This window comes from Pseudomonas sp. LB3P25 (assembly GCF_054897985.1).
Genome location: NZ_CM142711.1, coordinates 2,592,858 through 2,615,321 on the forward strand (window position 1 = coordinate 2,592,858; position 22,464 = coordinate 2,615,321).

General features: G+C 58.5%; 24 protein-coding genes. 12 read left to right on the forward strand and 12 right to left on the reverse strand.

Features of this window, described 5'->3' with window-relative positions; genetic code table 11:
• Window positions 1–71: 71 nt before the first annotated feature.
• The 4 genes from phnE to ACYZTW_RS11670 are packed head-to-tail and all read right to left on the reverse strand — an operon-like array spanning window position 72 to window position 3,302.
• Complete coding sequence (gene phnE, locus ACYZTW_RS11655; RefSeq protein ID WP_462004962.1) at window positions 72–839, reverse strand: phosphonate ABC transporter, permease protein PhnE; 768 nt, start codon at window positions 837–839, stop codon at window positions 72–74.
• The gene (locus ACYZTW_RS11660) at window positions 836–1,663 is read right to left on the reverse strand and encodes a PhnE/PtxC family ABC transporter permease (RefSeq protein ID WP_462004963.1); all 828 of its coding nucleotides are present in this window, start codon (window positions 1,661–1,663) and stop codon (window positions 836–838) included. Before ACYZTW_RS11660 ends, phnE begins: the two co-directional genes overlap by 4 nt.
• Window positions 1,657–2,454 (reverse strand): phosphonate ABC transporter ATP-binding protein, encoded by a 798-nt coding sequence (locus tag ACYZTW_RS11665; RefSeq protein ID WP_462004964.1) that lies wholly within the window; start codon window positions 2,452–2,454, stop codon window positions 1,657–1,659. The genes ACYZTW_RS11660 and ACYZTW_RS11665 overlap by 7 nt, the downstream gene beginning before the upstream one ends.
• A complete protein-coding gene (locus ACYZTW_RS11670) occupies window positions 2,451–3,302 on the reverse strand; it encodes a putative selenate ABC transporter substrate-binding protein (protein ID WP_462004965.1) in 852 nt (283 codons plus the stop codon). Before ACYZTW_RS11670 ends, ACYZTW_RS11665 begins: the two co-directional genes overlap by 4 nt.
• A gap of 290 nt (window positions 3,303–3,592) precedes the next feature.
• Here ACYZTW_RS11670 and ACYZTW_RS11675 point away from each other — a divergent pair, with 290 nt between their 5' ends.
• Window positions 3,593–3,901: a panthothenate synthetase gene (locus ACYZTW_RS11675; protein WP_462005742.1), complete on the forward strand. Its 309-nt coding sequence runs from the start codon at window positions 3,593–3,595 to the stop codon at window positions 3,899–3,901.
• Between the two features lie 333 nt (window positions 3,902–4,234).
• Here ACYZTW_RS11675 and ACYZTW_RS11680 read toward each other — a convergent pair whose 3' ends face one another.
• Window positions 4,235–5,731, reverse strand: coding sequence for a methyl-accepting chemotaxis protein (locus ACYZTW_RS11680; RefSeq protein WP_462004966.1), 1,497 nt, complete (start codon window positions 5,729–5,731; stop codon window positions 4,235–4,237).
• Window positions 5,732–6,070: 339 nt separating this feature from the next.
• Here ACYZTW_RS11680 and ACYZTW_RS11685 point away from each other — a divergent pair, with 339 nt between their 5' ends.
• Window positions 6,071–6,532 (forward strand): anti-virulence regulator CigR family protein, encoded by a 462-nt coding sequence (locus tag ACYZTW_RS11685; protein WP_462004967.1) that lies wholly within the window; start codon window positions 6,071–6,073, stop codon window positions 6,530–6,532.
• A 99-nt stretch (window positions 6,533–6,631) separates the two neighbouring features.
• Here ACYZTW_RS11685 and ACYZTW_RS11690 read toward each other — a convergent pair whose 3' ends face one another.
• Both ACYZTW_RS11690 and ACYZTW_RS11695 read right to left on the reverse strand, forming a co-directional pair.
• The gene (locus ACYZTW_RS11690; protein WP_462004968.1) at window positions 6,632–7,066 is read right to left on the reverse strand and encodes a GFA family protein; all 435 of its coding nucleotides are present in this window, start codon (window positions 7,064–7,066) and stop codon (window positions 6,632–6,634) included.
• A 42-nt stretch (window positions 7,067–7,108) separates the two neighbouring features.
• Window positions 7,109–8,050, reverse strand: coding sequence for a carbon-nitrogen hydrolase family protein (locus ACYZTW_RS11695; RefSeq protein WP_462004969.1), 942 nt, complete (start codon window positions 8,048–8,050; stop codon window positions 7,109–7,111).
• Between the two features lie 104 nt (window positions 8,051–8,154).
• Between ACYZTW_RS11695 and ACYZTW_RS11700 the strand changes: the two genes are divergently transcribed.
• A complete protein-coding gene (locus ACYZTW_RS11700) occupies window positions 8,155–8,838 on the forward strand; it encodes a winged helix-turn-helix transcriptional regulator (RefSeq protein WP_462004970.1) in 684 nt (227 codons plus the stop codon).
• 119 nt (window positions 8,839–8,957) lie between these two features.
• Window positions 8,958–9,443 carry a hypothetical protein gene (locus tag ACYZTW_RS11705; protein ID WP_462004971.1) on the forward strand — a complete coding sequence of 162 codons (486 nt, stop codon included), beginning with the start codon at window positions 8,958–8,960 and terminating at the stop codon, window positions 9,441–9,443.
• A gap of 414 nt (window positions 9,444–9,857) precedes the next feature.
• Here ACYZTW_RS11705 and ACYZTW_RS11710 read toward each other — a convergent pair whose 3' ends face one another.
• Entirely contained in the window at window positions 9,858–10,520 is a 663-nt protein-coding gene (locus ACYZTW_RS11710) for an FMN-dependent NADH-azoreductase (protein WP_462004972.1), read from the reverse strand.
• Window positions 10,521–10,626: 106 nt separating this feature from the next.
• Between ACYZTW_RS11710 and ACYZTW_RS11715 the strand changes: the two genes are divergently transcribed.
• The gene (locus ACYZTW_RS11715; protein WP_462004973.1) at window positions 10,627–11,481 is read left to right on the forward strand and encodes a LysR substrate-binding domain-containing protein; all 855 of its coding nucleotides are present in this window, start codon (window positions 10,627–10,629) and stop codon (window positions 11,479–11,481) included.
• A gap of 171 nt (window positions 11,482–11,652) precedes the next feature.
• On the forward strand, window positions 11,653–12,195 hold the full coding sequence (locus tag ACYZTW_RS11720; protein ID WP_462005743.1) for a histidine phosphatase family protein: 543 nt from the start codon (window positions 11,653–11,655) through the stop codon (window positions 12,193–12,195).
• Between the two features lie 138 nt (window positions 12,196–12,333).
• Here ACYZTW_RS11720 and ACYZTW_RS11725 read toward each other — a convergent pair whose 3' ends face one another.
• From ACYZTW_RS11725 to ACYZTW_RS11735, 3 genes are all read right to left on the reverse strand, one after another.
• Window positions 12,334–12,606, reverse strand: a complete 273-nt coding sequence (locus ACYZTW_RS11725; RefSeq protein WP_462004974.1) for a hypothetical protein — start codon at window positions 12,604–12,606, stop codon at window positions 12,334–12,336.
• Between the two features lie 512 nt (window positions 12,607–13,118).
• Window positions 13,119–14,549 (reverse strand): IS1182 family transposase, encoded by a 1,431-nt coding sequence (locus ACYZTW_RS11730; RefSeq protein ID WP_462004975.1) that lies wholly within the window; start codon window positions 14,547–14,549, stop codon window positions 13,119–13,121.
• A 359-nt stretch (window positions 14,550–14,908) separates the two neighbouring features.
• Window positions 14,909–16,042 carry an aminotransferase class V-fold PLP-dependent enzyme gene (locus ACYZTW_RS11735; RefSeq protein ID WP_462004976.1) on the reverse strand — a complete coding sequence of 378 codons (1,134 nt, stop codon included), beginning with the start codon at window positions 16,040–16,042 and terminating at the stop codon, window positions 14,909–14,911.
• Window positions 16,043–16,439: 397 nt separating this feature from the next.
• On the opposite strand from ACYZTW_RS11735, the gene ACYZTW_RS11740 reads away from it, so the two are divergent.
• A complete protein-coding gene (locus ACYZTW_RS11740) occupies window positions 16,440–16,631 on the forward strand; it encodes a cupin domain-containing protein (RefSeq protein WP_462004977.1) in 192 nt (63 codons plus the stop codon).
• A 318-nt stretch (window positions 16,632–16,949) separates the two neighbouring features.
• Window positions 16,950–17,756, forward strand: a complete 807-nt coding sequence (locus ACYZTW_RS11745; RefSeq protein WP_462004978.1) for a lytic transglycosylase domain-containing protein — start codon at window positions 16,950–16,952, stop codon at window positions 17,754–17,756.
• Window positions 17,757–17,844: 88 nt separating this feature from the next.
• Here the strand turns inward: ACYZTW_RS11745 and ACYZTW_RS11750 are convergent, their stop codons facing one another.
• A complete protein-coding gene (locus ACYZTW_RS11750; RefSeq protein ID WP_462004979.1) occupies window positions 17,845–18,123 on the reverse strand; it encodes a hypothetical protein in 279 nt (92 codons plus the stop codon).
• A gap of 199 nt (window positions 18,124–18,322) precedes the next feature.
• On the opposite strand from ACYZTW_RS11750, the gene ACYZTW_RS11755 reads away from it, so the two are divergent.
• From ACYZTW_RS11755 to ACYZTW_RS11770, 4 genes are all read left to right on the forward strand, one after another.
• Window positions 18,323–19,681, forward strand: coding sequence for an MATE family efflux transporter (locus ACYZTW_RS11755; RefSeq protein WP_462004980.1), 1,359 nt, complete (start codon window positions 18,323–18,325; stop codon window positions 19,679–19,681).
• A gap of 26 nt (window positions 19,682–19,707) precedes the next feature.
• Window positions 19,708–20,151 carry an arsenic resistance N-acetyltransferase ArsN2 gene (arsN2, locus tag ACYZTW_RS11760; protein WP_462004981.1) on the forward strand — a complete coding sequence of 148 codons (444 nt, stop codon included), beginning with the start codon at window positions 19,708–19,710 and terminating at the stop codon, window positions 20,149–20,151.
• Between the two features lie 684 nt (window positions 20,152–20,835).
• Window positions 20,836–21,483 carry a hypothetical protein gene (locus ACYZTW_RS11765; protein WP_462004982.1) on the forward strand — a complete coding sequence of 216 codons (648 nt, stop codon included), beginning with the start codon at window positions 20,836–20,838 and terminating at the stop codon, window positions 21,481–21,483.
• A 252-nt stretch (window positions 21,484–21,735) separates the two neighbouring features.
• Window positions 21,736–22,437, forward strand: coding sequence for a phosphoribosyltransferase (locus ACYZTW_RS11770; protein ID WP_462004983.1), 702 nt, complete (start codon window positions 21,736–21,738; stop codon window positions 22,435–22,437).
• The last annotated feature ends 27 nt before the right edge of the window (window positions 22,438–22,464 follow it).

Sequence of the window (22,464 nt, forward strand, 5' to 3'; positions counted from 1 at the left end):
TGAGTTGATGGTGACTATTGACGGAGTCAATGATCCTCCGGATATGAAGCACCGCCGGTTCTGCGAAGCCGTCAGGCCTTGACCCAGCGTTGACGGCTCCAGCTGCTCAATGTATCGACGGCAAATACCAGCAACAGCATGGCCAGTATCACCGTGCTGGCTTGAGCTTCCTGGAACAGGCTGAGGCTCACATAGAGCATTTGCCCCAAACCACCGGCGCCGACGAAGCCCAGCACACTGGCCATGCGGATATTGTTTTCCCAGCGGTACAGGATGTAGGCCAGCAGCTGTGGCAACAGGTTGGGCAGTGATCCGTAACAGAACGCCCATACGGCATTGCCGCCCTGCAAGCGGATGGCTTCGGCCGGCTCTGGCGGGGTGTTTTCCAGCGCTTCGGCGAACAGCCGGCCGAGCACGCCGGTGGTGTGCAAGGCCAAGGCCAGGGTGCCCGCGTTGGGGCCGAGCCCGGCGGCCAGGACCATCAGCGCAGCCCACACCAGTTCCGGAACCGCGCGCAAGGCGTTGAGCACAAGGCGCGACGCGCTCTGCAAAGGCCAACCGAAGCGCCGGGCCGCGGGCAATGCCAATAGCAGGCCGAGTACCGCCGCGAGCAGGGTGCCGAGGGCGGACATGGCAAGTGTTTCCAGGGCACCGTGGCCGATGGCTTGCAGATGGCCCGCGCTCAGGTCGGGGCTGAGAAAACGCTGCGCATAAGCGCCCATCTGCTTCAGGTTGCCGCTGCCGCCGAGCTCGCCGAGGTCGATGCCCAGGTAGATGAACGAGGCGACCACCGCTGCGCCGATACACAGGAGCAATACCAGGTTGATCAGGCGATTCATGCCAGCCTCCAGCGCAGCAGGCGGCTGAGTTGATCGGCGAGGAGCACCAGGACAAGAAACGTCAGTAACAAACTCGCCACTTCACCGCCGGCGAACATGCGCAACGACAAATCCATTTGCTGGCCCAGACCGCCGGCACCGACGAAGCCCATCACCACCGAGGCGCGGATGGCGCATTCCCAGCGGTACACCGTGTACGACAGCAGCTCGGCAGCGACATTGGGCAAGATCCCGTAGAAAAAGGCTGCGAGCCGACCGCTGCCGGCTTGCAGTAGCGCGTGGGCCGGGCGCTGGTCGACCGACTCGAAAATTTCCGCGTAGACCTTGCCCAGCATGCCGCTGTAGGTAATGGCAATGGCCAGTACCCCGGCCGTCGGGCCGAGGCCGACGGCGCGCACGAACAAAAGCGCCCAGACGATTTCCGGCACGCTGCGCAGGAAGATCAGTAAGCCGCGTACCGGCCAACGCAGCAGCTGACCCCAATAACTCGGGTGGCCGGCACGGGAGGCAGCAGACAACGACAGAGCACGACTGGCCAGCAGGCTGGCGGGGACGGCCAACAGCAACGCCAGGGCCATGCCGGCCGTGGCGATGGCCAGGGTCTGCAAGGTGGCTTGCACTAACAGCTCAATGAATTCCTCGCCATGCGCTGGAGGCCAGAAGGCTGAGACAAACCGGCCCATCTCGCTCTGACTGTCACTCGCCAGCAGCACACTGAGGTCCAGTTCGCTGAAGCGGATGCCCGGCCACAGCAAGGCAAGGGCCAGTAAGGTGAGCAGCAGGCGGGGCCGGGTGGCCGGATCTCGGGTATCACGGGTCAGCATCGGGGAATCTGCACACTCAAGGGCGTCGGAGTAATCGGTGGAGATTGCAGTTGTTCGTTGGCGTAGAGCTTGTCGAGCAACTCACGGTCGACTTCGCTGGCCGCAAGGTCGAACAGGATCTGTCCATCACGCAAGCCGATGATGCGCGAAAAGTGCGCCAGGGCCAGCTCCACCGCATGCAGGCTGGCGACCAGGGTGACGTTGTGCTGCCGGGCATGGCGACAGAGCACCGAAAGCGTGTGCTCGGCCAACACCGGGTCCATGGCCGATACCGGCTCATCGGCCAGCAACACCTCGGGCGCTTGATACAACACGCGGGCAATGCCTACACGCTGTAGCTGTCCACCGGACAGTTGCTGACATTGCGCGAACAACTTGTCGCTGAGGTCCAGCCTGGCCAATGCCGCGCGTGCGCCCGGAATATCCACTGGATGCAGCAGGTTCAGCAGACTCTTGCCCAGACCCCATTGACCCAGCTTTCCAGCCAGAACCGCGGTGACCACGCGCTGGCGCGGTGGCAGCGGGGGCGCTTGATGGATCAGACCGATGCGCGCGCGCAGACGCTGACGCTGACCGGCTGAAAGCTGCCAGGCTCGCTCGCCGAGCACCTGCAGCTCGCCGTTGTCCGGTCGCAGGGCGGTGGCCAGCAGGTTGAGCAGGCTCGACTTGCCCGCGCCGGACGGACCGATGATGGCGACCTGTTCGCTTACACCGATGTGCAGGTCCACGCCACGCAGCGCCTGGACGCCGTTGGCGTGGGTAAGGCTGACCTGGGTCAGATGCAACGTCATTTGAGCAGTTCGGCGGCGCGTGCGGCTTCCTCGATGCCCTTGTAGTTCTCGGGTTTGGTTTCGATGAAGCGGCTGGCGGCCTGCAGATCCAGAATCTCCTTGTCCTTCGGGTTCGCCGGATCGAGCGCCAGAAAGGCTGCCTTAATCTTGGCCGCCAGCGCTGGGTCGAGGGTCCCGCGCACCGTCCAGTTGTAGTCGTAGTAGGCCGGGGTGGTCGCAAACACTCTGACCTTGGTGGTGTCGACCTTGCCGGCGGCGACCAGTTTTTCCCACACGCTGGCGTTCAGCACCCCGGCGTCCACCTTGCCGGCCTGGACCCAGGCGACAGTGGCGTCATGGGCGCCGGAGTAGCCCACGCGGCTGAAGTAGCTTTCCGGCTTGATGCCGTCCTTGAGCATGAAATAACGCGGCATGAGGCTGCCTGAAGTGGAGGACACCGAGCCGAAGGCAAAGGTCTTGCCCTTGAGATCGGCAAGCGATTTCACGGCTGGGTCGGCGGTGATGAACTTGCTGGTGAACTGGGCGTCCTGTTCGCGCTGTACCAGCGGAATGGCATTGCCGGTTTTAAGACGAGCCTGCACGAACGTGAAACCACCGAGCCAGGCCATATCGATCCGGTCGGTGGCCAGCGCCTCGACCACGGCCGGATAGTCGCTCACTGGCACGAACTCGACCTTCATGCCCAATTGTTGTTCCAGATAGGCGCCAAGCGGCTTGAACTTGCGCAGCAGTTCGGTCGGGGCTTCATCGGGAATCGCACTGACTTTCAGGGTGTCGGCGGCCTGCGTCAGCAAGGTGCAAAAAGACAGGGTCAAGCCGACAGCCATTGCCAGGGTACGGTTGAGCATGAAAATTCTCCGGTGCATTAAGGCAAAAATGTCGATACGCCAGGCACAAGCTGATGGCTGCATGGCGTTTTGTGAGGGTAGACGAAACGAAGCGATTTTGACCGCTTTTGGCCCAATTGCTAGCGCGGCAAATCTGAAGTCGATCCGGTCGGGTGATCCTTGGGTTAGCGCTTTTAGCCGCCCGAAATCGCCCTGTTCCATGACCGCCCGTAACCCGGCACGAGGGTTAGCTCACGCTTCGCTATTCTTGAAGACACTACAAGGTTGCAAGTTGAACAGAGGATTGAATGATGAAGATGCTACTGATGGTCGAGTGCCCTAACGAACCCTTCAACTCCCTGGTCAAAGCCGGGAAGGTGGGCGAGGTTATTGAACGCATCCTGAACAGCATCAAACCGGAAGCGGCGTACTTTACTGAGCAAGATGGCAAGCGTGGCGGGATCTTTGTGGTCGACGTACAAGACCCCTCCGACATCCCCGCATTGGCGGAGCCGTTTTTTCTCAACTTCAACGCCAGCTGCAAGTTCCGTATTGTGATGAGCGCGCAGGATCTGCAAAACTCCGGTCTGGAGACGCTCGGGAAAACGTGGGCGTGCTGAGAGGCCATTTGGGGTCGGTACTGACGACCCCAATCCGCCTGATGAACCGACTGTGATGGGGCGGACGTCCACGTCAAGGAACATCGAACACAAACGATGAATCAAAAGACGGTCTTCGAATCTATGTAAGCCCGAGGAACGACAGGATCACCACGACAATGACAATTACCCCGACGATGTAGATGATGTTGTTCATGAATTCCACCTCTCAACCTGAATAGGATTGCGACACGAGGGTGTTACAACTACAAAGTACTGCACCTTTGCTCGCAATTCCATTCGGCAACACACATAACGCTGTTCCTCAAAAAAGCAGACCTCGGGCGTTGGACATTACTGATGAAACGTACGGCCCAAGGCATCCAGGCGAACGGCGATGGGCGGCAAGCGCTGGCTGCTCAGGGCCAGGGTTTCGACATCGTCTGCGGTGTTTTGCGCGATGGTCTGCACGGACTGCAAGCGCCCGACAACGTCGCAGCTTGCCGTGGATTGTTCGCGGGTGGTGCTGACAATGCGGCCATTGAGCTCATCGATATGCAAGATGTCGCTGCCCACCGCCTGCAACATCGCGGCCGCCAGCTGACTGTCTTCGACACAACGCTCCACGCCTTCGCGGCTGTCATGCATGGCCTCGACGGCTTTGCGGCTGCCTTGCTGCAAGGCCTCGATGATCGTCCTGATTTCCTTCGTGGAGAGGGCCGTGCGCTGCGCCAGGCTGCGCACTTCATCGGCCACAACGGCAAAGCCTCGGCCTTGCTCTCCGGCGCGGGCAGCCTCGATGGCGGCGTTGAGGGCCAGCAAGTTGGTTTGGTCAGCAATACTACTGATGACCTCCAGGACGGTACCGATTTGCTCCGCCTGTCCCGCCAGAACCTGCACGGTTGAGTGGGTGCCTTTCAGGCGAGACGCCAACTGAGTGATTTCATGCTGCGCGCGGTTCACACTTTCCTGTCCTCGGGTGATTTGCACGCTGGCCTGGCCGGCATGTTCAACGGCATGCTCGACGTGAACGGCTATATGCCCCATTGCGTCGCCCATCCGCTGCATCGAACCCGTCATCTGGGCAATTTCCGTCAGCTGATGCTTCGCCCCTTTCTCCAGCGTGTTGCTCGCCTTGGCAAGCTCCTGGCCCAGCTCACCCAGGCCGTGAGAATCGCGAACAACCCCGTCAACCAGGGCGGTAATCTGCATCAGGAATTGGTCGAAACGATCCGCGAGCGATACATGCACCGTGGCCTTGTCTCCCTTGCCAGCATCGACGGCGAACTGGGACGTCGCCGTGAGCATCTTGTCCAGCATGTCCTGGCTCTCCACCGCTTCGGCCTGACTGTGCACGGCCAGATAGAGCAGGGCGACCGTCTCCATGACCACATAAAAGGCGTGAACGAACACCATCGTCCACCCACCGTGATGCGCCATGACGTAGACCGGAAACCCCTGGTGTTGCAGCGCATGGAAGACCACGTGATGAACGGCGATCGTTGCAGCGGCGACCAGAATCGGTAGCCAGTCGCGATAAAAAGTCAGTACCGCCAGCAACGCGAAAATACCGAAGTGGGATTCAATGACGCCCTCGGCCTGATTGATATGCAAGGCGGCCATGACCATCAAGCCAATGGCCAGGCAACACCGCATCAACCGCGTGCCGCCCATGGCGCGATAAAGCCCCGTCAACAGCAGGCTCGTGCCGCCACCCACCAAAATCGCCTGGGTAAAAGTGTCGTGCCAGTAAGCCAGGCCCAAAGCGAACAGGAACATCAGCCAGATCAGGCCCAGCATGATTCGGTCGGCTTTGCGGTAGTGGTCAAGAAAACGAGGGGGCAAAGGCATTCACTTTTACTCCATGTAATTGAGCCGGAATAAAGCAGGTCATTTGTCGCTCGTGCTATCTCTTAACTGACGTGCAGAGTCAGGAATTCAAATCTGTAGTCGGTATGTCGAGGCATACATGAGAAACCGTGAAGAGCGTAGCCGTTCGCCATCATGCCTCCCATGTTCGACGGTGCACATGGAAAACAATGTCAGAAATAGAGGCAAGTAATGCTGAAGTGACGCGCAGTACGACAGACCTTCCGTGGGGATTGGGTGTCGATGGGAGGACAGGGAACCAACATCGTCAATAGCGTCTAAATTTCAGAGAGATGTCCCGCCACGTTGAAGGAACGACTCATGCTCAGATCTCGCTCATTGATTGCAGCTATTACATGCCTTGCGCTGGTTTCCGGTTCAGTGACCGCATTGGCCGATCCTGGTAATGGAAAGGGCCAGGGAAACGGCAAGGGACATCCGCAAAACAGCCAGGTTCATGGCAACCAGGGAGGCAAAGGCAAAAATGCCGGGGGCGGCGATTGGGATAATGGCCCAAGCATCAATCACGGAAGCGTTCTTGGAATTATTGGCGGGTATCGAGACTACTGGAGCCCCGGACCTGCATTGCCACCCGGCATTCAAAAGAACCTCGCTCGAGGTAAGCCGCTTCCACCTGGGATTGCCAAAAAACTGGACGGTCGATTAATCGGCAGGCTGCCTCATTATGATGGATATGAATGGCAGCAAGTTGGCACCGACTTGATATTGGTCGCGCTGGCAACCGGGCTTATCTACGAAGTGCTCAATGGTGCTTTTGATTAATGGGCATGATCCATATGCCCATTTGAAGGCTGTTCTGACGCGACTGCCTATGAAATTGCCGGACTGCTGCCGAACAGGTGGCAACCGGCGTAACCCGCGCTATTCGTCCACGCTGATGCCCGATCCTCCTAATTCGTTGGGGACATCCTTCAGCTTGGGCAATCCATCTTTGATGCGCAGCACGGTCTCCTGATAGTGGACGTGAACGCCTGGCGAATACGCGAGATCCGGGATGATCGCGGCATACACATCGATGAGCCCCATCTCCGGGTGTTCAGTGAAGATGTGCCCGCCGCAAGTCTTGCACCACTTGCGGTAACTGCGCGGTGTCTTGTTGTAGGTGCCGATGTTGTCAGCACCCCGAGTCACTTGCACCGCCTCGGGTTTCCACAGCGTGAAGGCATTGACCGGTCCTGCTGACCAATGCCGACACGACTCGCAATGGCAATAACCCGTCCCGACCGGCTCGCCACTGACGGTGAACTCGACTGTGCCGCAAAAACAACTGCCCTTGTAAGACCGTTCAATGCTCATGGCATGACTCCTTGATCAATTGCCAGGCGATACCGCCGGACTTCATTCGTCGATGTAGCGCACCGCTGTCGCCGGCGTGCGCCGCACCTGCAGTTCGAAAATGTCGGGGCGCGCGTAATGCCCGGTGACGTCGAGCGCCCGCCGCGCTGGCGCCACGAGTTCGACGTCGATGTCCGCATACAGAATGCCGGCCTCTCGGTGTAACGGACCGGCCACGATCCGGCCTTGAGGACTGACCACCACCGAGTCGCCGTCGTTGATCCATTCGTCCGGATCGGGAAACAGTTGCGTACGCGCCGGGAAGTCGTCGGGGATGTCACTGCCGCGCAGCACGGTGCCGCTGCCGAGCACCCAACAGCGGCCTTCGAGTGCAATGTGACGCATCGTGCTGATCCAGCCATCGCCAGTGTCGTATGTGGGGGCGACGTAGATTTCCACCCCTTGGGCATACAGCGAATAGCGTGCCAAGGGCATGTAGTTTTCCCAGCAGATGAGCGTACCAATGCGGCCGACCGGTGTATCGACCGTGCGCAACCCGCAGGCATCACCGAAGCCATGCACCATGCGCTCAGGATTCGTGGGCATCAGCTTGCGGTGTCGGTTGAGCACTTCGCCGTTCGTTCCGATAACGACTACGCTGTTGTAGAGCGTGCCGCCTCCATTGCGCCGGTCGCATTCATTAATGCCGCACACGATCGTCACGGCGTGAGCGCTGGCGGCCTCGCACAATTCGCTCAGGTCACCGTTCGCGATATCGACGGCGTTGGCCAGCAGCCGCGTGTGCAACTGGCCGATTACAGCCCCGTCCCTTCCTGCCGCCAGCCGCCAGATCCACGACGGGTAACCTGGAATGAACGATTCGGGCAAAACGATCAGCGAGGCTCCCGCCGCCGCTGCCTCAGCGACCGATTGCACGGCCCGGGCGATGGTCGCGCTGCGATCGAGCAGCACGGGCGGGCGCTGAATGATGGCTACCTTGGTCATGACGTGCTCCTTTGGTATTTGGCTTTCGAGGTTTCAGCGTGCTCGTGGCGAAGTGGCGGGGCTAGTTCAGAATCTGAAGCGTTTGTAGTTGCGGAGTCCAGGCGATGGAAGAGAGCTACGGTCAGTTCTGCACGGTCGCGCGCGGTGCAGAAGCCCTTTGCGAGCGCTGGACACCTTTGGTCGTGCGCGAGCTGTTGTGCGGCAGTAAGCGCTTCAATGAACTGCACCGCGGCGTGCCCCGGATGTCCACCAACCTGCTGGCACAGCGTCTGCGGCATCTGGAAGAAATCGGCGTCGTGCACCGCACGGCCACAGGCAAAGTCTGGGAGTACAGCCTGACCGAGGCGGGCGAGGAGTTGCGCCCCATCATCATGGCGCTCGGTCATTGGGGCGCGCGCTGGATCGGCAGTCGCCTTCGCGATGACGAACTCGACGCAGGCCTGCTCATGTGGGACGTGCGCCGGTTCGTGCGCATCGAGACGTTCCCGTCCCGACCGGTGGTCATCCACTTCAGGTTCCACGACGCGCGGCCCGGCGAGCAAGCGTGGTGGCTCGTGGTCGAACAGGGTGTGGCAGACCTGTGCCGCGACGACCCCGGACGCGAACTGACGCTCGTCGTGGACTCTAGCGTGCGCGCGTTGACCGAGGTGTGGACGGGCGACCGCACACCGCGGGAGGTTCTTCAGTCGCGAGAGCTGCGTGTAGACGGCGCAGTGCAGGATGCGGAAAGCTTGTGGCGCTGGCTTGGCACGAGCGCGTTTGCGGGGACTCGTAGCGCTGCACGCTAGCCCTGGCAGCTGCCAATTGGGGCCGTGCACATTGCATTCCGTCGGTCGCAGGACTTGAACTGTCTGGGGCTTAAAGCGTCATAAGACTCGCGATATCAACCAACCCTACGGAAGCAATCATGCTTTTAAAGAATAAGAGTCTCGTTGCTGTCATGTCATGCGCCCTGATGCTTGCAGCCGCGCCATTACTCCCTACTGACCTGTCCATCATGAACTCCGCCTATGCGAAAGACGGTGGTGGTGGTGGTGGTGGTGGTGGTGGTGGTGGTAACGGCGGCGGTAATGGCAGTGGCCACGGCGGCGGTATAGGCGGCAGTCACAGTGGTTCAGATCACTCCGGCGGCGCTAACAGTAACGGCCACGGCAATGGACTGGCCAGCGATCACGCCGGCAAGGCTGTTCGCGACCATGGTGTAAGCGGAAACCACTACGGCAGTGAACGCAATAGTGATCGCGGTCATGGCCCAACGACTTCAGGCATTGCCCATTCCAAAGATACTCGCGGCATAGCCAAAGCCAGAGCAATCTCGGCTTCGACTCCAGGCGATCACAACGCGAAAGGGTTGAGCAAAGCCGGGACGTCGGTATCGAAAAAAACGCACTGATCAGCCATAACGGCTGATAGAGAAGTACAACAGACTCAACTGCAAAGCCTGCCGCACTCTGGAGTTCAACTCGACTTCTTCGGTGGGTAGTGACCGCGCAAGCCCCCGGATCTGTTGCCCGTTTTGCTGGGCAGGGCAGGCACTACCGGGCGAGATCTGGGCTGGGGGTTGGAACGGCTCCGGGGTTGAGGTTGTTTGCTCATTGTTTGCCTCCTGATTTTTCAGGGTTTCGCGAAGGCCTTCTGATAAAGCTTAGCTGCTTGCTGCGATGGGTTGCATCGTTCGGCAGTGGGTGAATAGGCTGCAAATGACCGAAATCCGCAGCACGCAACCCCAAACAAAACGGGCGCCCGACAAGGCGCCCGTTTTCGTTTACTTCGCTGCTTGAGCCCGCAAGCGTCAGCTGGGACGGCCTCAACAGCAGGGGGCCTGAAGCGTCAGCGACAAACTGTCTGCCAGGCTCCTGGCCTGCTGAGTCGCGTCCTCACGCGCACGCAGATCAACGTCTTCCCCCAGGATGGTTTTCTCCACAATCACCGAATGCACATCCGTGACGCCGATAAATTTCAGCCAGGCTTCCACGTAGGGCTTCTGAAAGTCGAAGCGCTCCGCCGGTGTGATCGACAGCGCCGAAAAATCCAGGCCGCGGGCGTACATCACCACGGCGAGTTTGTTGTGCAGCATGCCTTCCAGACCGCGTTCCGGGTCAACGCTGAACAGGATGTCTTTCTGCGATACCAGGTCGATGAAGTGCTTGAGTTTGTACGGGATGCTGAAATTCCACAGCGGTACGGACATCACGAGTACATCCGCGCGGTGCAGGTGACTTGCCAATTCTTTTAACGTGTTCCAGGCGTCTTGTTGCGCGGCGGTCAAAGGCGTGCCATTGAGCCCGGCGTATTTGGCCTCCATTGCCAGATCATCGAATTCCGGCAGAGCCATGTTCCAGAGGTCGAGGGTGATGATTTCGGTGTCCGGGGTGTTTGCTTGATAACGCGCAATGAAGCTGCGGGCGACTTCAAGGGAAGCCGAACGCTGCTTGCGTGGAGAACACTGAATATGGAGAAGAGTCGTCATGGCACACCTCGAATGATGGGGAGACAGGGCAGGTGGGAGCATTGCAACATAGTTGTATTTGAAATATAAATCGTAAATTCCAACTCAATTGATCACGTATAAAACTATGTTCGATGCTCTGCTGCTCAAGACATTTGTCACTGTCGTCGATGAAGACGGCTTCAGCCGTGCAGCCCAGAAGCTGCACCTGACTCAGTCTGCGGTCAGTGGCCATGTGCGGCGATTGGAAGAACAGATTGGTAAACCCCTGTTGACGCGCACCACCCGTTCCCAGCAACTGACTCCCGATGGTGAGCGCCTGGTCTCCTATGCGCGCACGATCCTCGCGCTGAACCGTGATGCCTGGACAGACCTGACACGCACGCCGTTTCACGGGCGGCTGCGGATCGGGGTGTCCGAAGATTTTGTCGAGTCTCGATTACTGCGCACTGTTCAGGATTTCGCGGCGCAGTACCCCGGGATGGAGATCGAGGTGCAGGTGAACATTCCGGGTACGTTACTGGCGCTGATGAAGCAAGGGCATCTGGAGGTGGTCATCGGTTCGCTGTGCGAAACCAGCGAAGCGGGGCTGTTGCTATGGCAAGAACCGCTGGTGTGGGCCTGTTCGGCGCAACCCGTCGCCCGGTTACCCATGCCGTTGCCGCTGGCCCTGTTCCCCGAGCCGTGCCCTTATCGAGAGGCCGCGCTGACAAGGCTGGCGCAGGCGGGGATCGCCCAACGCACGGCGATGTTGTGCAGCAGCACTGCCGGGTTGCGGGCGGCGGCCCTGGCAGGCTTCGCGGTAGCGCCCATGCCACTCAGTCAGTTGGGGCAAGGATTGGCGGTTATTGGGGTAGAACAAGGGTTGCCGGATTTGCCGGATGCGCAATGTCGGCTGTTCACCTCGCCTGAAGCGGATCAGGCGATTGTGGCCGCGGTCACTCAGCTCATTGTGGAGTATTGCTCTACGCGGAGGGCTTGATTGTCATTTCAAGGGCTTGCTTGAACGTCTCGGGTAGCGGTTATTATTGCACTCCGTTAAACAGGATTGCTCAGGCACGAGCATTCCGTTCGCTACTTACAGAGTGCAATCCACGTACTCGCTCAGCAGCAAATCAAGGACGTGATTCCAGTGGGCAAAGAAATTATCTTAATGCGTCATGGTCAGCCGAATCTGGCTACGCTCGACAAGGTTTCAGCACTTGGTATGAAGCGCTGGATTGAGCAATACGACTTATCCGAAATTGCGAACCAGCCTGTCCCTAAAGCGAGTTTGGAACTGGCCGTTACCGCCAAAGTAATTGTCTCAAGCAGCGCGCCCCGTGCGCTCACATCTATCCGGGCCTTAGGCCTTCAACCCAACATCGTGGATGAGATTTTTTGCGAGGCACAGTTACCCTATGGACGATGGGCACTGCCGCGACTTTCACCCTTCACGTGGGCATTTATTCTTCGTATTTTATGGTTGTGCGGTTTCTCCGGGAATGTTGAGTCTGCCCGCAAGGCGAGGGTGCGGGCCATTGAGGCAGCACAACGACTTCAGTCCCTTAGCTGTGAAGGCTCAGTTCTTCTGCTCGGTCATGGATTCATGAACCGAATGATCGCAAAGCAGCTGGAAGCTGCTGGATGGACTCGCCATACAAGTACCGGCAATCGATACTGGAGTGCTGCGACCTACCGAACGAGTCATAGTTGAGGCATATATTTTGATTAGCCAAATGACGGATATTGCCTGGCGCGTATTCGCCAGACGCTGACAGTCCGATGGATGCTGGCGCAGCTCTTTGTTTGCGGACACAAAAAACGGGCGCCGTCATGGCGCCCGTTTTTTCGTTTATTCCGTTGCTTGAGCCCGCAAGCGCCGGCCGATCACATCCATCAAGTCACAGCCATCACGTAATGGGATGGCCAGTAGTTTGGAAAAGTCCGAAAGCACTACCGTGTCGCAACCGAGTTCGGCGCGGTAGGCGATGTTTTCCAGCACCTGCGTGACCGTGCGAATGCGGTAATCGGCCATGGCTTGCAGGACGTCGAGTGGGGCTTGGGTGTCGATGAGCAGGGAGGCCGGGATCAGGTCGATTCCGGTGAGGGGCATGTATCTTTCCATAGGGGGAGATCTCATTCAGTTAGTTGAGACCGCCAACAGATCGTCGCCAAACGATAGGGTGGCAGTTGCGCGCAGGTTGGCGAACCGGGAATGAGAAACCGGCAGACCCGAAGGTCTCCCGCGCGCAACCGCCATAGTACAGCGGTTTTGCGGCTGCGACGACGCCTGCAAATGAGCAGGCGGCCCTCGCACTCATATCTCGGGTCGCCAAACCCGAATCGCCATTTTGGGCGACGAGATGGACTATAGGCCTCATCAGAACGGCGGGAAAGGTGAGGGATTCCGAGGTTTGTGTAGGAATTTTTATGGTGGTCCTAGGACCGTTACGCCCCTTCCGTGAGCGACTGCATTCGGCCCAGAGTGTGTAAAAACGTCAGATTGGGTTTTCTGTATCGACGTCAGCAGCCCGTGCTTTCGTTTCGCAAACTGATCAACATCACGACGTTTTGAGGAACAGCTAAACGGCTCAACAACCTCTGAAAGTCCTTTGGATGGGGCAAAAAGAGCGGTTTTTACGCCGCTAACGCATTCATCAAACCAGCGGTGCCGATGATTTTCATGACCCTTTTCAAATTGTAGGCGAGCACGTTCAGACTCATCTCTGCACTGACCCCGTTGAGCTTTCGCGTCAGGAAGTGCGTTGCACCCATCCATTGTTTGAGCGTCCCGAAGGGATGCTCAACAGTCCGTTTTTGGATCCGCATCATTTCCGGCGCGTTGCTTAGCCTGTTCTGCATTTCCTCCAGGACGGCTTCATGCTCCCAGCGTCGAACCCGCCGTTCCGTGCTCGGTGTGCACTGCGGTTTCATTGCGCAACCCCGGCATTTCGAACTCCGGTAACGGTGCAACGTCAGGCCTTTTTCAACGTTGGTATAGCGCCAGATCAGCGCCTCTCCAGCCGGGCAAATGTATTCGTTTTTTGCCGCGTCATAGATGAAGGCATCGTTATTGAAACGCCCGTCTGCTTTGGCTCCAGAGGTCATCGGCTTGGGCACATAGGCGGTGATGCCTGCATCGTGGCAAGCCAGGATTTCTTCGCTTTTGAAGTAACCTCGGTCAGCCACTACCGACAACGTTTCTGCCGCCATCGCTTCGCGGGCCTGCTTGGCCATCGAGCTGAGTTGATCGCGGTCAGAACCGACGTTGGTCACCTCATGGGCAACGATCAAATGGTGCTGAGTATCAACCGCTGTCTGCACGTTGTAGCCGACGATTCCCGTGCCGCGCGTCATCATGGAGCGGCTGTCTGGATCGGTCAGTGAGACCTGTTTATCCGGCGATTCATTGAGCTGGATTTCGATCGCCTGAAGCTCCTTCATTTGAGTTTTGAGCTTGGCGATTTTCTCTTCCAGCCTCACGGCACTGGGCTCGGAAGCTGTTGGTTCTTGCCGATCGGCAGCATCGAGTGCCGTCAGGTAACGATTGATGCTCGATTCAATTTCTTCCATTCGCCGCTTCAGTTTGGCGCTGGTGAAATTGCGGTCGCGGTTGTTGACTGCTTTGAATTTGCTGCCATCGATGGCGACCAGATGTTCTCCGAACAGTCCCAACTGCTGACACAGCACAACGAACTGGCGACAGACGCCTCGGATGGCCTTGCTGTTGTCTTTTCGGAAGTTGGCGATGGTCTTGAAGTCCGGCATCAAACGCCCGGTTAGCCACATCAATTCGACGTTACGCTGGGCTTCTCGCTCCAGGCGCCGGCTCGACTGAATGCGGTTGAGATAGCCGTAGATGTAAATCTTCAGGAGGATCGCGGGGTGGTAAGCAGGCCGGCCAGTATCTGCCGGTATGACGCCTTCAAAACCCAGTTTGACCAGGTCGAGTTCGTCGACAAAGACGTCGACTACGCGCACCGGATTGGTATCGCTGACGTAGTCGTCGAGGCTCTCGGGAAGTAAGGTGCCTTGGCCTCGATGTTCACCTTGGATAAAGCGCTTCATGGGCGATCCCTGCGATGAAATCCTCAGAAATCATAGCAAGTGTTCGCGAAGGCGTTTTTACACACTCTGGGCCATAAGCGGTCGGTCGTGACCGTCTGCTGTGGGCCGATTTCTGCCTGTCCCCATCGTCAGCTTTGGGTCGATCCAAGTCATACCGCCGACAATCATCCGCCCCGTGAAAGGCTTCGTTGGAAACCTTTTCTGATAGCGCTGAAGGGCGCACGTGTCAGTAAGACGCGTGCACGGGCTTTCCTTTATGGTTCTAACATGACGTCCGGGCGACCAGCGTCATATTCGTCGAAGATCAGCGCCATGGGGCGGCAGTGCCCAGGGCAGGATGCTGCGGGCAAGATGAGGGCTTAGTTAACCATCACCTCGTCCAGTGCCTGCTCGAGGGTACTGACCGTGCGCTCGATATTGTGCAGCTTTTCGAGTCCGAACAGACCGATGCGGAAGGTCCGGAAGTCGGCCGGCTCGTCGCATTGCAACGGCACTCCGGCGGCGATCTGTAGGCCGTGGTTGGCAAATTTCTTACCGCTCTTGATGTCGGCATCATCGGTGTAGCTCACCACTACGCCAGGGGCCTGAAAGCCGGCTGCGGCCACGCTTTTGATGCCTTTGCCGGCCAACATTGCGCGCACCCGATCGCCCAGAGCCTGTTGTTCGCCGCGGACCTTGTCGAAACCGTAGGCTTGCGTCTCTTTCATCACTTCGTTAAATCGCGCGAGGGAATCGCTGGGCATGGTCGCATGGTAGGCATGTCCGCCCTGTTCGTAGGCCTGCATGATCTGAAGCCACTTTTTCAGGTCGCAGGCGAAGCTGCTGCTATGCGTCTGTTCGATGCGCTCGAGGGCCAAAGAACTGAGCATGACCAGGGCGCAGCAAGGGGAGGCGCTCCAGCCTTTCTGCGGTGCGCTGATCAGCAGGTCGACTGCGCATTTCTGCATATCAACCCAAAGCGTGCCTGAGGCGATGCAGTCCAGCACGAACAGGCCACCCACCGCATGCACGGCGTCGCCGACGGCCCGCAGGTACTCGTCGGGCAGGATAATCCCTGATGAGGTTTCAACGTGGGGGGCGAAGACAATCTGCGGCTTCTGCGCCTGAATGGCTGCCAGCACTTCGTCCAGAGGGGGTGGGGCGTAGGCAGCCTGGCGACCAGTGTCGACCGGTCGGGCTTTCAGCACCGTGGTGGCCGCCGGGATGTTGCCCATCTCAAGGATCTGGCTCCAGCGATAACTGAACCAGCCGTTGCGTATCACCAGGCATTGCTGGTCGGTGGCAAACTGTCGCGCCACCGCTTCCATGCCGAATGTGCCGCTGCCCGGGACCACCGCAACAGCCTGGGCGTTGTAGACCTGTTTCAGGGTCCTGGAAATGTTCTTCATCACACCTTGAAATGACTGCGACATGTGGTTGAGCGAGCGGTCGGTGTAGACCACTGAGTACTCGACCAGCCCCTCGGGATCGATACTGGGATATAGCTTTGACATGGGGTGACTCCTTTGGCAGAGATCTCAGTGGTATCGACCCTGCCCTAAGCCTTGGCAAATGACAAGATTGCCCGGGATTGAATTGCGACTTCTGTCGAGCGGCTGGCGTCATCAGGTCGATTACTGGACGTAGCAATGCTCGCAGGTGGCTGCTGAGTTGTGGGAGGGTGGGCCTTAAAGGTTTCTTCCTCCTTACGTTCGGTCGATAACGACCAGTTACGAAGGGCAGCAGCCGACCCATAGCGGCCCTCCGTGAGGGGCAGAAACCGGCCAGAAGGAGGCATTCGTTTGCGTCGGGATGCCCCCTATCCAGTCGTCAGGCATTGAGCACTGTTGATATGGTCGCGTAACTCGATGAACCGCTGGGTCTTCGCAGGACGCAGCCGTGTTTCGGTCAGTGCGTAGACCGAGATGCGAGTGCGACTACGACGAGATGTGCCACATCCTCGAAGGCACCGTGCGCCTGACCGATGCGGACGGCGTGGCGAAGACCTTCGGGCCGGGGGATTCGTTCGTGGTGGCGGAGGGGTTCAAGGGAACCTGGGAAAACATCACGCCGGTGCGCAAGGTGTATTTCATTCTCGGATGAGTTCGGCCCGGGTGGATAACGATGACAACTTTGCCGTCGCCTACCTGGGCCTGTCCCACCCCGGCTCCGGGTCCGTCACCCGCGGATCGGACTTGCGCCCGGCCCTGGCAAGCCGGGACGACGCGTCGTGCGAGCAATCAGGCCCTGCGCCTCGCCTGGGAACGCCGGCAGCCCGTACGTCAACGCAAGTTCCTAGGCCGGTTACAAGGGGTATAACTATCAGAACAAAAGGCGGGTCACCCAGAATAGGCCCTCCAAAGGCAGCGCCCGGGCCAGGCACCCCAGGCCTGATCGGCGCCTGCGGCGCGGAGCGATGTGATGAGTTCCAGAGCATGGCGATGGGCTCGCAAGAGCCTTCTTGGCTGCATCGAGCTGGCCTTGCTGGTCGCTCCACTGTGCGCCAGCGCCATGTTCAAGTGCCAAGCCAAGGACGGAGCCATCAGCTACACCAGCCAAGCCATCGCCAGCGCCCGCTGCACTCGCCTGAATGGCATGGCGGGCGCCGGTGTCGGCGCCAAGGCAATGGCCCTGCCACGGCTTGTGCGGGACGACAACTCAGGCGCGGTGCGGGTTCGGGTGTACACCTTCATCCACAAGGGTATTCGTCAATATGTGAGCCGGCGCCCCGTCGGGATCTCCGCACGGGTCGATGTCCTTGAGCTCTATTACATCAAGGGCTGCTATCTGTGCATGGCACCGAAGGATTTCAAGGTCGCCTCACTGCGCCTGGACACCCATTCCTATCGGCGGGAGATCGAAGCCGCTTCGGGTCATTATGGTGTCGACAGGGCGCTGGTCCGCGCAGTGATACATGCCGAATCGGCGTTTCGCCCCAACGCCATTTCCGAAGCCGGCGCCCAGGGGCTGATGCAGTTGATGCCCGCCACCGTCGAGCGCTTCGCCGTGGACGATCCGTTCGACGCACGACAGAACATTCGTGGCGGCGTGCGCTACCTGGCCTGGCTGCTCAAGCGCTTCAACGGCAACCAGGTGCTGGCGTTGGCAGGTTACAACGCCGGCGAAGCGTCCGTGGTCGAGTACAACGGGGTGCCTCCCTACGCCGAGACGCAATCCTACGTCACCCTCGTGCAGTCCTTGACCGAACGCTATCGCAACCAGCGCTAGTACCGTAGGGCGCATAACCCGGAATAGGTAATACGCCGGCCCCTCCACGGCGGATAACGCTGGCGCGTTATCCGTCCTACGAAAGCAATCAGGTTCCGCGCTCGATCAATTGCACGCGTTCTATAGCTTCGAGAAGCTGGCCGTCGAAATACTCGGTTCCATCTCGTTCCTGCTCTTTCATGCGACGCTTTGCCTCGACAAGCAGGTGCATGACAGCGATGTTCTGATTCAAAAAAGTGGCGACCATAAGGTCATTCAAATTTGCTAGAGGTGTGTCCCATGCTTCCCTGCAACGCTGCATCAGTCCTGTGTGGTCATCCCCACCCCACGGACCTAAAAGACTCGAGACTGTCAGGTTGGAAGTCATGAACCTGCCTTTGAGAGAAATTGAAGGACTGGTAATTTCGCACGCTCGGGAGATAGATGAATAGCGAAATTGAATGACCGTTTCTGGCCGAAACCAGATATTACTCACGCTATCCAAATCTGCGAAATCGAATCGGGTGGTGCCCAGTCCCCTAGCGTAGAATTTCCAAACCGCGAGCCCACCCCGAGACGGACCCTCAATGCAAATCCCCACCACCCAACACCCCCTCTGGAAAACCTACCTCCTTTTCCTAGCCCCCATGGTCCTCTCCAATTTCCTCCAATCCATGTCGGGCACCATCAACAGCATCTACATCGGCCAAATGCTCGGCACCCAAGCCCTGGCTGCTGTCTCGGGTATGTTCCCCATCGTCTTCTTCTTCATCGCCCTGGTCATCGGCCTCGGCGCGGGTGCGGGTGTGCTCATCGGCCAAGCCTGGGGCGCGCGTGAACCGCATCTGGTGAAAACCATCGCCGGCACAACGCTCCTCTTGGGCGCAATGATCGGCCTGACAGCAGCGGTACTCGGCAGCGTATTCGCAAGACCCGCCCTGCAAGGCCTGGGCACACCGGCCGACGTTATCGACGACGCCGTGTCCTACGCCCACGTGATGATGTGGATCATGCCGTCGCTCCTGGTCTACGTGCTGTTCACTCAACTGCTGCGCGGGGTGAGCGATACGGTGTCGCCGCTGATTGCGTTGGTGGTGTCGACGTGTATCGGGTTGGCGCTGACGCCGGCGTTGATTCGGGGTTGGTTCGGGTTGCCGATGATGGGGATTCAGAGTGCGGCCTATGCCGGGTTGGCGGGTAATTTGTCGGCGATGGGGTGGCTGGCGTGGCGGTTGATTCGCAAGGGGCATCCGTTGGCGCCGGATCGGGAGATGTTTGCGGCGATGCGGCTGGACCTGGTGATTCTCGGCAAGGTGTTGCGCATCGGGTTGCCGACCGGGTTGCAGATGGTGGTGTTGTCGGTGTCGGAGTTGGTGATTCTGGCGCTGGTGAATCAGCACGGTTCGCAGGCGACGGCGGCGTATGGCGCGGTGACGCAGATCGTCAATTACGTGCAGTTCCCGGCGCTGTCGATTGCGATCACGGCGTCGATTCTCGGTGCTCAGGCGATTGGGGCAGGGCGGCTTGAGCGCATGGGGCCGATTCTGCGCACGGGGCTGTTGATCAATGTGTGCCTGACCGGTGGGTTGGTGGTGTTGGGTTATCTGTTGTCGCACTGGTTGCTGGGGTTGTTCCTCACGGATGATTCCACCCGGGCGAAGGCGGAGCACTTGTTGCACATCATGCTGTGGAGTCTGTTGGTGTTCGGCTTCCAGGCGATTGTCGGCGGCATCATGCGCGCCAGCGGTTCGGTGCTGGTGCCGATGGCGATTTCGATTATTTGTGTGGTCGGGGTGCAGTTGCCGGTGGCGTATGTGCTGGACGGGCACTTCGGGTTGCAGGGTGTGTGGATGGCGTTTCCGGTGGCGTATCTGGGGATGCTGGTGTTGCAGACGGCGTATTACAAAATGGTCTGGCAGCATCAGAAGATTGAGCGGTTGGTGTAGGCGGGTAGGAGGTGACGGTGCTGAACATGCAGATGATTAAAGTAGACGATAACGGTCTGGATCAGCTCAGTGATGCTCTGCGTCAGGCAGCATTGCCCTGCGATGATGTCAGCGAACCAGGCCGGCAGTTTTACCGTTTCGAAGTGGCGGGGAAATGGGTGGCTTTTGGAGGGCTGGAGGGTTCGGCTCCCGACCTGTTGCTTCGTTCAATGGTGGTGTGTGAAGCGCGTCGTGGAGAAGGGTTGGGCCAAGCCGTGTTGTTTGCATTGGAACAGTGTGCGGCCTCGCAAGGCGCGCTTCGATTGCATTTGTTGACCCAAGGGGCAGTCGGTTTTTTTACCGCCAATGGTTATGAACAGTTCGACAGGCAGGCGGCACCTGTTGCCATCTCCCAAACAGCCCAGTTCAAACATTTATGTCCGGCGTCTGCAAGCTATCTACGAAAAACGTTAAGTGCGCCGGTTCCATAGACCGGCGATGTTGCTCTAACAACTCATCTAAAAACGACAACGTTGGCTCCCGCATTGGCGCTGGCGATGTTGTCATCCCCCAGCGCTCCGACATCGGCCGCTGCGGCGCAGGTTCCGCCGGTCATCAGGACTTCACCTTCCTCGGCGAGTGGAGTGCTAAAAGTATGACTGTTTCAGTGGGGGCAGGTCCTAAATGCGAGCAGCTCGCTATTGAACTTTTCGTAAGTTACCTAACAACTAATGGATCCAATAAACACTATTGGAAACCCCTGTAATTCACCAGCCCAGTTGTCATGGGGCTGACAGGGAAGTTGATGAGTTAGTACCGGCGTGTGGGACGTTCACAATAACAGCCGTTTGTCGGTGGGTTGCTCAAAAAATGAACATTCCAGGATCCCTGGCCTCTGATCCTGCAGCACGTCACCCAAGACCTGCTCCTGCAGCCGCAGAAAAGAAGTGGAAAATTAACCTCATGTGCATTGAATGCTAATGGGGATTTTTTACCTGAAATTCAGGAGGCAATAAATAAGCCGGTCATTGATTTGCCAGGCGAATCAATGGGCTAAGCAGTGCCAAGTCTATGAGTTGGCATATCTTATAAAAGTAAGATCGCGCAGGGTTTCGAAGAGTTGAATGCCCTGTTAAATATCGATCTGTACTATCGAATAAGGTGGAGAAAGTACCGTGGCGATAAATACAATTATGAGCCTGCTCGAAAATAAAGAGTGCATGGAATTTTTGCGGTTGGGCGTTATTTACGTTCATTTAGTGTCGTGTTGTGTAGCCATTGGTTTGGTGTTGACCAGTGATATTGCGATGGTCAGAGATTTGTTAAAGCGTAAAACATTCACTGAGCATGATAATGCTCACATGGAAAGTCTTCAGAAGTCTGTCAGCATTGCATTGATAGCGTTGTGGGTGACCGGCATCGCCGTCATCGGTATTGATTACCTGGAAAAAGGTATGAATTACTTTATGAATCCAAAGCTTCACGCCAAAGTGATTATTGTCGTGTTGCTGAGTTACAACGGCCTCTTGTTGCATCGCCTGGTATTGCCCGCGCTGCAAAAGGCCGGCTCCTTGCTCAATCTTGGCTTCAGCGCACGGATGCTGGCGCTGTTCTGCGGCTCGCTGTCGGCCGTGTCCTGGATGTATGCGGCCATGCTGGGGGTCGGGCGCCCGTTGGCCTGGAAATACTCTCTTTCCGAACTGTTGATGGCGTATCCGGTACTGATTGCACTGGGTTTCCTGACGATGCTGGTTTTGACTCAGCGTTTGAAACTACAGGACTCCGCCGTTATTTCTCCACGGACAGTCGCGAGCGCATGCTAGGCCGATTCCGCGTGTAAGCCTTGGGGCTTATTCGGAGCTGACAGGGGCGACCTTCTTTGTGCAGTGCCTAGTCCTGAAATAGGTTTACACCTGTTTCACCCTAACGCCCGATGCACCACATCGGGCGTTTTGTACTTTAAGGACAGGCGCGTGCGTCATGGCTGAGCTTGATGTCAGCCACCGTCAGACCGACAATCCTGAGTGACCGTGTGATGCGAACCGACAGGCGTGATCGCCTGAGGAGGTTTTCAAATGAGTCCCTCATCGCCCACCATCTTGCAGGACCGGGCAGCGGCCGGTCGACGTCTGGTGGAACCGTTGCTCAAATACGCTCATCGACCCGATGTCATCGTCCTCGCCTTGCCCCGAGGCGGTGTGCCGGTGGCCTATGAAGTGGCCTCTGCACTGGACGTTCGTCTGGACCTGATGCTGGTGCGCAAGCTCGGGGTTCCGTCCAATCAAGAATTCGCCATGGGCGCCATCGCCAGCGGCGGCATACAAATCCTCAATGAACACGCGCTGCGGGTTCACCCGATTGAACCGGCCACGTTCGAGGCCGTGGTCGCACAGGAAACCCGGGAGCTGTTGCGTCGCGAGCAGGTTTACCGGGGAACGCGCGCGCCGGCGCAACTCAAGGATCAGGTGGTGATCCTGATCGACGACGGCCTGGCGACAGGCGCCTCGATGATGGCGGCGATCCACGCGGTGCGTGTGCACACGCCGTCTCGCATTGTCGTCGCCGTGCCCGTGGCGCCAATCGAGACGGCGGAGGCGCTGCGCAGCGAGGTGGATGAGCTGATTTGCCCGCTCATTCCCGACTGGCTCATGTCGATCGGCCGTTGGTACATGGACTTTACCCAGACCTCGGATGCCGAAGTCATCAAGCTGTTGCAGCGGGCGTGGCTGCGAGAATCTGCTAGCGGCGCCTCAGCTCAGGGACGTTCCGATGCGTGAGTCCCTGTCTCGAAAGCGATAACGCAC